This is a genomic window from Flavobacterium sp., from assembly GCF_035456225.1.
Classification (GTDB): domain Bacteria; phylum Bacteroidota; class Bacteroidia; order Flavobacteriales; family Flavobacteriaceae; genus Flavobacterium.
This window is the reverse complement of sequence record NZ_DATIDM010000191.1, coordinates 1-12,683: the sequence shown is the minus strand read 5'-3', so window position 1 is coordinate 12,683 and position 12,683 is coordinate 1. Positions and strand designations below refer to the sequence as shown.

The 12,683-nt window shown below is 38.1% G+C and carries 11 protein-coding genes; 1 reads left to right on the top strand and 10 read right to left on the bottom strand.

What is annotated here, in order from left to right:
- The 10 genes from VLB74_RS11505 to guaA form a co-directional block, all read right to left on the bottom strand.
- Positions 1 to 1,403 (bottom strand): S8 family peptidase (locus VLB74_RS11505; RefSeq protein WP_325203600.1); only part of this gene is annotated, 1,403 nt, incomplete at its 3' end.
- A gap of 26 nt (positions 1,404 to 1,429) precedes the next feature.
- Positions 1,430 to 2,617 carry a tRNA 2-thiouridine(34) synthase MnmA gene (gene mnmA / locus VLB74_RS11500; RefSeq protein WP_325203599.1) on the bottom strand — a complete coding sequence of 396 codons (1,188 nt, stop codon included), beginning with the start codon at positions 2,615 to 2,617 and terminating at the stop codon, positions 1,430 to 1,432.
- A 19-nt stretch (positions 2,618 to 2,636) separates the two neighbouring features.
- Positions 2,637 to 3,374: a toxin-antitoxin system YwqK family antitoxin gene (locus VLB74_RS11495; protein WP_325203598.1), complete on the bottom strand. Its 738-nt coding sequence runs from the start codon at positions 3,372 to 3,374 to the stop codon at positions 2,637 to 2,639.
- Between the two features lie 416 nt (positions 3,375 to 3,790).
- Positions 3,791 to 5,680 carry a membrane protein insertase YidC gene (yidC, locus tag VLB74_RS11490; RefSeq protein ID WP_325203597.1) on the bottom strand — a complete coding sequence of 630 codons (1,890 nt, stop codon included), beginning with the start codon at positions 5,678 to 5,680 and terminating at the stop codon, positions 3,791 to 3,793.
- 100 nt (positions 5,681 to 5,780) lie between these two features.
- The gene (locus tag VLB74_RS11485) at positions 5,781 to 7,397 is read right to left on the bottom strand and encodes a CTP synthase (protein ID WP_325203596.1); all 1,617 of its coding nucleotides are present in this window, start codon (positions 7,395 to 7,397) and stop codon (positions 5,781 to 5,783) included.
- 107 nt (positions 7,398 to 7,504) lie between these two features.
- Positions 7,505 to 7,744 carry a DUF3820 family protein gene (locus tag VLB74_RS11480; protein ID WP_325203595.1) on the bottom strand — a complete coding sequence of 80 codons (240 nt, stop codon included), beginning with the start codon at positions 7,742 to 7,744 and terminating at the stop codon, positions 7,505 to 7,507.
- Positions 7,734 to 8,096: a DUF805 domain-containing protein gene (locus VLB74_RS11475; protein WP_325203594.1), complete on the bottom strand. Its 363-nt coding sequence runs from the start codon at positions 8,094 to 8,096 to the stop codon at positions 7,734 to 7,736. Before VLB74_RS11475 ends, VLB74_RS11480 begins: the two co-directional genes overlap by 11 nt.
- A gap of 8 nt (positions 8,097 to 8,104) precedes the next feature.
- Entirely contained in the window at positions 8,105 to 8,509 is a 405-nt protein-coding gene (locus tag VLB74_RS11470; protein ID WP_325203593.1) for an OsmC family protein, read from the bottom strand.
- Positions 8,509 to 10,443, bottom strand: a complete 1,935-nt coding sequence (locus tag VLB74_RS11465; RefSeq protein WP_325203592.1) for a LysM peptidoglycan-binding domain-containing protein — start codon at positions 10,441 to 10,443, stop codon at positions 8,509 to 8,511. Before VLB74_RS11465 ends, VLB74_RS11470 begins: the two co-directional genes overlap by 1 nt.
- A 77-nt stretch (positions 10,444 to 10,520) precedes the next feature.
- Positions 10,521 to 12,050 (bottom strand): glutamine-hydrolyzing GMP synthase, encoded by a 1,530-nt coding sequence (gene guaA, locus VLB74_RS11460; RefSeq protein ID WP_325203591.1) that lies wholly within the window; start codon positions 12,048 to 12,050, stop codon positions 10,521 to 10,523.
- Between the two features lie 175 nt (positions 12,051 to 12,225).
- Here guaA and VLB74_RS11455 point away from each other — a divergent pair.
- The coding region (locus VLB74_RS11455) for a DHH family phosphoesterase (protein ID WP_414655602.1) at positions 12,226 to 12,683 on the top strand (458 nt) is incomplete at its 3' end.

Below are 12,683 nucleotides of genomic sequence, written 5' to 3'. Positions count from 1 at the left end.
TAAAGTGTAAATTCTTTTTCATGAAATTCCGAAACCGACAAAGCGTTATTGTATGCCAATTGTAAATCCGGGATCCCATAGCCGTAATTATTATTCGGATTTGAAAAACGATCCGCTGATGCTTTAATTAACTGAACAATTTCAGCATTGGTTTTATTTGGAAAGGCACTCCAGAATGAGGCAACCGCACCGGCTAAAATCGGTCCCGCGAACGAAGTCCCGTTGTTTGTTGCAATACTCCCGGTCTCTGTTGCGACTGTTGCTCCAACGCCCATGGCCATCAAATCAGGCTTGATCCTTCCGTCAAAAGTTGGTCCGATTGAACTAAACCCTGCTTTAACCTCCGAACTGTTAACAGCACCAACCGTTAAATTTAAGGCCGCATCTGCAGGAACTCCAATGTGTGGATTTGAAGTACTACCAGAGTTTCCGGCAGAAGTGACACAAATCATCCCTTTGCTAAATGCTATACCCACAGCTACAGAAGAAAATGCTTTTTGTCCGTTCAAATCATCGTAAGAATAGCTATAAGCCGGATTATCATATTCGAAATAACCCAAAGAAGTATTTACGACATCAACTCCAAGACTATCGGCCATCTCCAGAGCTTCTACCCAATTGCTTTCTTCCACAGGGTTTTCACCACTAATATCCTCTGTAACAAACAAATAATATTGCGCATTCACGGAAGTCCCAATTAACTGATTATCCACATAGCCACCCATATTTGACAACACCTGTGTTCCGTGCTGAAAACCGGTATAAGGATTATTGGTTCTGTTCACGAAATTATAACCTCCCAAAATCAGGTTATTATCTCTCAAACGCTGAAAAGGCGCTTGCGTATTTACACCTGGGAAACCCGCATCCATAACGGCTATGATTTTTCCCTGACCGGTAAAATCCTGTTGGTGCAGCCAATTTGCATTGAGCATTTGAACCTGAGTTGCAGAAGAACCGTAATTATAGTCCTCCTGAGTATCCATAAACTTGTTTGTTTTGTTTTTTTTCTGTGACGTTGCCGGAGTTGAACGTCCGCCAGGATTTAACGAATGATTGGCATATTTAATACTGCTGACAAAGGGTAATGCCGACAATGCCGCAATATTTGCCTGGGTTCCTCTAATGTGTAAAGCATTTAACCATTTCGATTTTGCTTTTACTGTAATTCCGGCAGCTGCTCTAATCTGGTTAATGTAGGGAACATGTATTGGAGCATCTTGTATATTTAAAGCAATATTTTGAGTGGTGCGACGGTTTAAAGCTCTTTGAGAAAGCATATTGAGCGGATTCTCAATATAAGATTGAGCATTGGGTTTATCTCTGAAATAAATCCAGGCATCTTCCTGAGAAAATAACTTTAAACACAACAGCAGCGCTATGAACAGTATGCTTTTTTTCATGGTTTGCTTCTTTGGGAAGTGCTAATTTATGAAATTACTCCCGAACCAACTAATTCATCTTCAATGTGCCATGAAACAAATTGCCCTTCGGTTATGGCAGACTGCGGATCATCGAAAACCACGTAGATACCATTTTTGAATTTATGCAATTTTGCTTTCTGAAGTGGCTGACGGTAACGAATTCTAGCCATGATGTCCATTGATTCGCCATCTTTTAATGCTAAATCTTCCCGGATCCAGTGAATTTCAGGATTTTTAACCAGCAATGCTTTTTTGAACAAGCCCGGATGATTTCCGCCCTGGCCTGTGTAAATCGAATTCGTTTTAACATCGGTGGCAACAATAAACAAAGGCTCTTTAGTTCCTCCGACATTCAGTCCTTTTCTTTGACCAATCGTGAAATAATGAGCACCTTGGTGTTTACCAACTACTTTTCCAAATTCAGGTTTGTAGTCAATATTTTTGGATTCGTATGCCAGTTCTTCTTCAAGGGAGTCAAATTCTGGTTTTTCAACCGAATAAATCGGATTGTCCGCACCAACTTCATAAATCAACCCTTCTTTCGGCTGCAATTGCTGTTGCAAAAACTCGGGCAAGCGCACTTTTCCAATGAAACACAATCCTTGAGAGTCTTTCTTCTCTGCGGTAACCAAATCCATTTTTGCGGCAATTTCACGAACTTGGGGTTTTGTCAGTTCACCAATCGGAAATAAGGCTTTTGACAATTGCTCCTGCGATAACTGACAAAGGAAATACGACTGATCTTTATTTCCGTCGACGCCCGCCAAAAGCTGATAGGTTTCTTTTCCGTCAACCTCAATTATTCCTTTTCGGCAATAATGTCCGGTTGCAACATAATCGGCACCTAGACTCAAGGCGATTTTCATGAAAACGTCAAATTTGATTTCGCGGTTACACAATACATCCGGATTCGGGGTTCTTCCCTTCTCATATTCGCTGAACATATAATCAACGATTTTCTCTTTGTATTGTTCGCTCAAATCGACAGTCTGAAACGGAATTCCCAACTTTTCTGCCACCAGCAATGCGTCATTACTATCTTCCAGCCAAGGGCATTCATTGGAAATAGTTACAGAATCATCGTGCCAGTTCTTCATGAAAAGACCGATAACCTCATACCCTTGTTCTTTTAAAAGATAAGCAGCAACACTCGAATCTACACCGCCGGAAAGCCCTACTACAACACGTTTCATTACCTTATTCCTTTTAAATTTATTGTCCTTCGTATTTTTCTACAGGTTTAGTTCGTTTTGCGAATTTTTTCCCCTGTAAGTCCATGTTAACGGTTTTCATCTTACCATTTTCATAGACCTTCCATTTGCCGACTTTCTTTCCGTTTTTGAACATGCCCTGACCACTGATTTGTTTTTCCGAAAGACGGAATGTAGCCATGCCATCATATTGGCCGTTTTTATAATTGGAGTCTTCAAGCACTACCCCGTTATCGGCATATTTTTTATATTTACCGTGTTTAACACCATTAAGATAATTGGTTTCTTCGGTAATTTTTCCATTGGGAAAATACACTTTGCGAACACCATTCAATTTACCGTCAACATAGTTTTCAAGCGTCATAATCTCCTTGGAATCCAAATGGTAATATTTCCATTCGCCAACATAAGTATCTTTCCCGACAACTTTACCTTCACTTACCTTGAACCCCTTCTGATTGTAAAATGTAGTATAATGTGAACCGTCATTGGCCGAAAAATCACGGGTCGCAATGACTACCAGTTTTACTGTGTTATCAAAATATTTAAAAACACCTATTTCTTTTCCGTGTTCGAAAGTACCTTCGTAGCGAGGATTTTTGGTATCCTCATAAACACCTTTCCATAGGCCGTGACGCTTTCCATTTTCGTCTAATTTATTAAAATCCTGACCATAAAAAACCGAACACCATAGTGTCAATAAAAAAACCAAACCCAGATTTTGTTTTATTTTCATCATTTATTTATTAAACAATTTATATTGTTGTTTTTTTTAATTTATATGTAGTAAAAACTCCAATTTTTAAAAAATATTTCAAAAGTAATCAAATTAAACTTGCAGACAATAGTTGTTAACTTTTGCTTTAGTGTTCTTAAGATGGTAAGCGTTATATCAACAACCGAACCAGTTTCAAAAATTATGCTTAAAACTGAATTACATTTCCTGTTCAAGAGTGTGTTCATTATCGGCTACAACCGCTTTCGCAATGATGCCTTCCGTTTTGATAAACCGGGAGTTAATGAAACTGCCTTCATGGGTTTTCCATGTTACCATAACTGACAATTGAATTTTTCTGATTTAAACAATTAAAAAAGCCCTGATTTTATGAGTACAAACTTTCTAAAAACAGGGCTTTAAATTATAACTAAAGTAATTTACTTTTTGGATTTCTTCTGCGCTTCCGCCTGTTCCATCATTTCCTGCATTTTCTTTTGGAATTTGCTTTGCGGTTTATCTTTAGTTTTATTCTCCTGAATTTGAGCATGGATTTTCTTCTCGTCTACAATGTAATTTTTGATAACCAACATGATTCCGATTGTAATTGTGTTTGAAACAAAATAATACAAACTCAATCCGGATGCGTAGTTATTAAAGAAGAACAACATCATAATCGGAGATATATAAATCATTATTTTCATGATTTTGCCCATATCCGGCATACCTTCCTGTTGCGGAGCCGCCATTTGTTGATCTCCAGTTGTCATTTTCATATAAAAGAAAATAGCAATAGAGGCTAAAATCGGGAACAAACTCACATGACTTCCGTAGAATGGAATACGGAATGGCAATTCTAAAATCGAATCATAAGACGATAAGTCTTCCGCCCAAAGGAAACTTTTCTGACGTAAGTCGAACATCGACGGGAAGAACTGGAACAAGGCATAAAACACCGGAATCTGCATAAGTGCCGGCAAACATCCTGCCATCGGATTCACACCCGCCTTACCATACAATTTCATGGTTTCCTGTTGTTTTTTCATCGGATCTTTACCGAATTTCTCGTTAAGTTCAGCAATTTCCGGACGCAATACTTTCATTTTTGCTTGAGACAAATACGACTTGTACGTTACCGGAGACATTACCAAACGAACCAACATAGTAAAAATCACAATGGCAATTCCGTGAGGCAGGAACCCGCTTAAGAATCCGTATGCCGGAATGAAAACATAACGGTTGATCCAACCGAAAATTCCCCATCCTAAAGGCATTACTTCATCAAGATTTTTATCGTATGAATTCAGAATCTTATAATCAGCAGGACCGTAGTACCAGTTCATAGCATAATTCAACTCTCCGTTTTTGAATGCCAAAGGCAATTTCGCAGAGAAGTTTTTAGTATAAACCGTATCCTTTTCTTCATCGTGAACCAGATTTTCGGATTTTAACTGCGCTCCTTTAATTGGTGTTTCCATCAATAAAATAGAAGTGAACAAATCCTGTTTGAAGGCTACATAAGTAAGATCTTCAACTGTTTCTTCATCCAGATTGCTGGCTGCACTTAAACTATTGTCTTTTCCGCCTTCATATTCGTAACGAACATCTGTATAACGGTTTTCATAAGAAATACTTTTCTCGTTTCTATAGGCTTTTAACTGCCAGTCTAAATCAAGTGGTTTTGAAGTATTGATCACCTGATTTAATCCTTGAGTACGAATACCGAAATCCATCATATACTCATTAGGTTTCAATACATAACGGTACTCTAAAAATTGGTTTTCACCGGCTTTTAAACGCATGGTTACCACCTGATTATTACCTTCTTTAGTAACCGTAGGTTCAAAATACATATCTTTTGTATTTAAAACACGGTTGTCTTTAGTTTGAAGCTGAAGATTCAGATTGGCGTTATTATCTTTAATAATTTGAACCGATTTTCCCGAACCTTTGTGGAATTGTTCAAAATCTTTTACTTTAACATCAACGATATAACCACCTTTATTAGCGATTTTTAACGTTACCAGTTCATTTTTAACTTCAGTAACATTATCTTTTGCTGATGGTAATGCAGCCGAATAAGCAAAAGCTCCTAAAGTACTCTGCAATGCCTTTACTTTCAGGGAATCGGTTTGTGTTGAATCACTGATTGCAGCAGCAACAACCTGTTCTTTAGCTTTTCCTACCTTTTCGGTTGTTGCTTTTTGAGCATCTTCCTGAGCCTTTAATTTTTGATCTTCTTTGATGTTGTTGAACATCATCCAAATCATTAAACCGGCAATCAATACAAATGCTACGATGGATTTAGCGTCTAATTTTCTTTCTTCCATTTTAAATTTTGCTTTAAGCGTTAGGCTTTAAGCAGTAAACGATTCGTTAGTCAATAATTATTGTTATTTGTTACCAAAAAACCTGACTATTTGTTTTGGTTTAGCAACAAACTTTATTTTTAACTGCAGCAGCCACGAAGTTAACAAACAACGGATGTGGATTTGCTACTGTACTTTTATATTCAGGGTGGTATTGAACCCCAATGAAGAACGGATGGTTTTCCAACTCAACAACCTCTACCAAACCGGTATCAGGGTTAACTCCAGTTGCTTTTAATCCTGCCGCTTCCAATTCGTTCAAAAATTCACCATTGAATTCATAACGATGACGGTGGCGTTCCAAAATATCGGTTTTACCGTAAATCTTATGCGCTAATGTATTTTCCTTAAGTTGACATTTCCATGCACCCAGACGCATGGTCCCGCCTTTATCGGTAATATTTTTTTGTTCTTCCATGATGCTGATTACCGGGTGAGCTGTACTTTCGTTCATCTCGGTTGAATTAGCATCTGCATATCCTAATACGTTTCTTGAATATTCAATTACCGCCATCTGCATTCCCAAACAGATTCCGAAGAACGGGATATTGTTTTCTCTTGCATAACGAACCGTCTCGATTTTTCCTTCGATTCCACGACCTCCGAATCCTGGGGCAACCAATATACCGTCCAGCCCTTTTAGTTGACTTTCAGCTGTTTTAGCATCTAAATATTCGGAATGTATACTAACCACATTCACTTTAGTTTCATTTGCCGCACCTGCATGGATGAAAGCTTCTAAAATCGATTTATAAGAATCCTGTAGTTCTACATATTTCCCAACCAAACCGATATTTACTTCGTGTTTGGGATTTTTCAGTTTATGTAAAAATTCATTCCATTGTGTTAAATCCGGCAAGTTTTTCTCTGGCAAATCGAGTTTTTTCAACGCAACTTTATCCAATCCTTCTTCCAACATCAGATTCGGAACATCATAAATAGTTGACGCATCGATAGACTGAATAACCGCTTCTTTCTTCACATTACAGAACAAAGCCAATTTCTGGCGTAAGTCCTGTGACAATTCATGCTCCGTACGACACACAAGGATATCAGCTTTAATTCCGCTTTCCATCAAAGTTTTCACCGAATGCTGCGTTGGTTTGGTTTTTAACTCACCAGCTGCTGCCAAGTATGGAATCAAAGTTAAATGAATAACAATTCCGTTGCTTTCACCCAATTCCCAAACCAATTGACGTACAGACTCTATATATGGTAATGATTCAATATCACCTACAGTTCCACCTATTTCAGTAATCACAATGTCATAATCACCCGATTTACCAAGCAATTGCATACGCTCCTTGATTTCATTGGTGATGTGAGGAACTACCTGAACTGTTTTACCCAAAAACTCTCCACGACGCTCCTTTTCAATCACAGAGAGGTATACTCTTCCGGTGGTCACGTTATTTGCCTGTGAAGTCGGAACATTCAAAAATCTTTCATAGTGTCCTAAATCCAAATCGGTCTCGGCTCCATCATCCGTTACATAACATTCGCCATGTTCGTATGGATTTAACGTTCCCGGATCGACATTCAGATACGGATCAAATTTCTGAATGGTTGTTCTGTACCCCCTTGCCTGCAATAGTTTTGCTAAAGAAGCTGCGATAATCCCTTTTCCTAAAGAAGAACTCACGCCCCCTGTAACAAAAATATACTTCGTCTGATTCATTGTGTATTGTTTATTGTGTGTTGTGTTGTTGTTTAAAAAAACCTGGCAAAAATACGATTATAAATTGATAATTAGCAATTAGCAATTGACAATTATTCGTTAAAGAATTACGGCTTCGGAAAGTTTTTACGGATGTTTCTCACGAGTTCTTCCAACCCGTTAAGTTTGAGTTCGTAAACGAGTTGAAGCTGCTCTCCCAATTGCCCTTTAGGAAAGCCTTTATTATGATACCAAACCACATAATACTCGGGCAGGTCAATAAGAAAATACCCTTCGTATTTTCCGAAGGGCATTTTGGTATGTGCTAATTTTATTAAAAGTTCTTGTTGACTGATTTTATTCTGCATCGACAGCTCCTATTTGATCTATTTCAGTTTTATTACCTTCTCCTTTAGGATTTGGCCCGTATTTATTTTCACCTATTTCACCCTCCGCAAAAATCAATATCAGAACATAAAACGGAATAATAACATACCAACCACTATTCCCTCTGTCATGACATCTTTTTACAGCCTGAGCAATAAAAAACCACACAGGAACAATGAGTAAAAACCCAAAAAGGCCACCGTACTCACTGAACTGATACAAAAATTCAGTTATATTCGAAAACAGAAACAATGCAAGCCAGTAAACAATATAGCTTAAACCAAATTCAAGCCTTCTTATCCGGCCTTTGAATGAGAATGGATTTTTAAACATCTATGGTATTACTTCCAATTAAAAACAACCTCTTTTTTAATATCCGGATGCAGACTAAAAAGAACAGGGCAAGTCATTGCCGTCTTTTCTAAAATTGTCCTGGTCTTATCATCAGCCGTAACATTCATTTGAAAGGTTACCTGTATTTCTATGATTCTTCTTGGATCGGTTCCCATTATTTTGGTTACTTCCGCCGTCGACCCGGAAAAATCCACTTCCAAATCGCGGGCTTTTATTCCCATTACGGTAAACATACAGGTTGCCAATGCATTTGCTACAGAATCCGTCGGAGAAAAAGCCTCCCCTTTACCGTGATTGTCTGTTGGGGCATCGGTTATAATTGTATTTCCGGATTGCAAATGTACAGACGATGTTCTTAAATCGCCTTGGTAAGTCACTTTTGAAGTTGCCATTATTTCGCTTCTTTTAAAGTTAAATCTTCATCGTAATACAACAGGTAAATTCCTTTGTTGTAATAACCGCTATCAATATTCACATAATTGAATTTGCTTTCAATCTGTTCAGAGGCTTTTTCGTTTACCGATTCTTTATAACCGCCATCCTGGAACAATCTCAAGATAACATCAAACGTCACATCAAAACCTCGGGTTGCAAAACGGTTTGGAAAAATATTATTTTTTCTTTTAAATACTTTAGCAAAAATAGCCGCCTGTGGTGTTTCATTATCTCTTGACACCGAAGGATATAACAATTTAAGTTTAGTCAACTTACTTAAAGGGATTTCCTCAAAATCAAGCGTTTCATTTTTATCTAAAGTCACCAACTGTACCTGATATTCGGAAGTCGCACTAACCAGTATATTACATGTACTCAAAACCATACCTGTTTTTTCCGATTCCAATATCACATAATTGATTCTGTCTTTATCCATCAGGCTTTTCATATTCTCTAAAGTCGGAACGCCTTTATCGTTGATTTCGGCAATTTTAACTCCAGGATAATTTTCAGTAATAAACTGTTTTGAACTGCCTTTTTTAGGATCAATAACCGCAATGATGTTTCCATTTTTCTCCATCATAAATTCAAACATCTTACGCTTCACATCCAAAGAATTAGGCATAGCTTGAAACAGATTGGAATACGGTTTTCCTCTCTCGTTTGATAATGGCGAAATTACGGGAGTATTGTATTTTTCTAATAAAGCCGCCGCCGTTTCCACATGGTTTTGGAAAAACGGACCAATGATAGCATCGGTTTTAGAAAAATCATTCGTACTGATTAAAGAGGCTACAGCGGAAGAATTTTTAGATTCCTCTGAATCCAAAATCTTTACAGTCAATGGCAAACCAAGCGTTTTAGCAGAATCGATAGCGATTAAAGCTCCTGCATAAAAATCCAATGTCATATTCAGGAATTTATCCTTCTTAAGTCGTTCCGCAACTGAATTCAGGGAATCTGCTTCAATTTTATCGATATGGAACGGCAACATCAACACCAATTCTTTAGATTCTTGCTTGTTGATAGTTTTGACAATATCTACTTGCGTTTTGTTTGGAGTAATCTGATTAAATTTAGCTCCGGAAGGTACTTTTATAACCATACCCGTTTTAACTCCGTTAGCGAGTTCCGGGTTTACTGCCAATAATTGTTCCTGGCTCAATCCCGAACCCCTGGTCAAACTGTACAACGTTTCTTTTGGCTGAACCGTATAATCCATGTACTGCACCACTTCTTTAGGCTGTACAGGTGCTTTTACCGCTACAGGAGTATTTTTATTAAGTCGTAATTTTTGACCTATTTCCAGGTTTTCTTTAATTTCGGGATTCAAAGTCTCCAACTCTTCAACAGACAAGCCATTCTTTTTGGCTATTCCAAACTTTGTTTCTTTAGGTTCTACTGTATGATATTTTGCCGAGGAAGTTACCGCTGGTTTCGCAGACTCTGGTTTATCAATCTTTTTAGTTGTAAAAACAACAATCGTCTGACCTAATTTCAACCCTTCCTTTTCTACATCCGGATTGTTTTTGGTGATAGACTCTACCGTAGTTTCATACTTTTTGGCAATACTGAAAACAGTTTCTTTTGCTTCTACCACATGATAAACACGCGTTTCTTTACCGGTTGGTTTCGGAGCCTCTTTTGATGTTTCTTTCGGAGTTACCTTAAACGGCTGCCCTGCTTTCGTAGGAATTAAAAGTATCGAATTTTCATTAACGCCGTTTTTGGCATTTGGATTTAAACGATAAATATCCTCTGCAGCCACATTGTATTTTTTGGCTATCGAATAGGCAGTTTCTCCTTTTGCCACTTTATGTTCTTTCGTTTGTGAAAAAGCAGAAACAGAAGCCAATAAAGCCGTACACAATCCTGTAAAAAAGTACTTCATATGGTATTTTTTAAAACGAACAAGTCGTCACAAAGTTATAGATTGTAACGACTTAATTCCTATTTTTCTTAAATATTTTATTCCCACTCAATTGTGGCAGGCGGTTTTGAGCTGATATCATAAACAACTCTGTTCACACCTTTTACCTTATTGATGATTTCGTTTGAGATTTTCATTAAGAAATCATACGGCAAATGCACCCAGTCAGCGGTCATCCCGTCTGTAGATTCTACAGCGCGCAATGCAACAACTTTCTCATAAGTACGTTCATCCCCCATTACACCAACACTGTTTACCGGCAATAAGATAGCTCCTGCCTGCCAAACTTTGTTGTACAACCCATGGGTTTTTAATCCTTCGATAAAGATAGAATCCACTTCCTGAAGAATTCTCACTTTCTCCGGAGTAATATCTCCTAATATACGGATTGACAATCCTGGCCCCGGGAAAGGGTGTCTTCCCAACAATTCCGGATCGATTCCTAAAGTAGCTCCTACTCTGCGCACTTCGTCTTTGAACAACATACGCAAAGGCTCTACAATTTTCAATTTCATAAAATCAGGTAAACCACCTACATTGTGATGTGATTTGATGGTAGCTGAAGGTCCTTTTACCGATACTGATTCGATTACGTCCGGATAAATTGTTCCCTGTGCCAACCATTTTACGTCTTCGATAAGGTGTGCCTCGTCGTCAAACACTTCGATAAACACTCGACCGATGATTTTTCTTTTGGTTTCCGGATCTTCCACTCCGGCTAATTCAGACAAAAATCGTTCAGAAGCATCCACTCCTTTAACGTTTAAGCCCATTCCTTTATATTGGTTCAATACGTTTTCGAATTCATTCTTACGCAATAAACCGTTATTTACGAAAATACAATATAGATTTGCGCCAACTGCTTTGTTCAATAAAACTGCTGCCACCGTTGAATCCACACCTCCTGAAAGTCCAAGAACTACTTTATCGTCCTGGATTTTTTCTTTCATTTCAGCTATGATTTCATCCACGAAAGCATTCGGCGTAAAGTTTTGAGGCACTTCTGCAATTTTTACCAGGAAGTTCTCCAACATTTGTTTTCCGTCTGTGGAATGATACACTTCCGGGTGGAACTGAATCGCATAAGTTGTTTCGCCATCGATACGGTATGCCGCATTTTCAACATCTTTTGTAGATGCTAAACGAACACCGTTTGTAGGCATTTGCTTGATCGTATCACTGTGGCTCATCCAAACCTGACTGTGAAGATCCACATTATCAAAGAACAATTCATTTTCTTTTATAAACGATAAATTAGCTCTACCGTATTCGCGGATGTTTGAAGGTGCTACTTCCCCACCACTGAAATGAGCCAGATACTGAGCTCCATAACAAACTGCCAATAAAGGCATTTTACCACGAATTTGAGACAAATCAGGATGTGGAGCATCTTCTGCGCGAACAGAAAAAGGACTACCTGATAAAATTACCGCTTTATAACTTGACAAATCATCCGGGAAATGATTAAAAGGAAAAATTTCGCAGAATATGTTTAATTCGCGAACCCTACGCGCAATAAGCTGAGTATATTGCGATCCGAAATCTAAAATAAGTACATTGTGTTGCATGTGCAAAAATAGTTATTTCTGTGAAAATGAAACGCCCATTAATAAATTTTCTTCCAATTATATAAAACAGGTGCTCCCGACGAACATAGGGAACAATATTTTTTTCGGAAGAAAAATTAAAACTTTGAAAGATTTAAGTAATGTAAATTATCCCGAAAAAACGTATTTTCGCAACATGATGACAACCAATGAAATTGAAGCGCTTAAAGAACTTTTAGCTTCTCCAAAAAAAATAGCTATTATCCCCCACCGCAATCCTGATGGGGACGCAATGGGCTCATGTTTAGGGTTATACCATTTCTTACTTCAGAAAAATCACGAGGTTTCTGTAATCTCCCCAAATGAATTCCCCAATTTTTTAGCCTGGTTACCAGATGCGGAAAAAGTTCTGATTTTCGAAAAAGAAACCGAAAACTGCACTGAAAAACTAAATCAGGCGGATATTATTTTCACATTGGATTTCAATGCCCTGCACCGTGTTGGCGATTTCATGCAGGCAACCCTGGAGAAACTGGATAAAACATTTGTGATGATTGACCATCACCAGGCACCGGACAATTATTCCAAATTCACGTTTTCGGATACCGGATATGGTTCCACTTGCGAGATGGTGTATCACTTTATTCATCAATT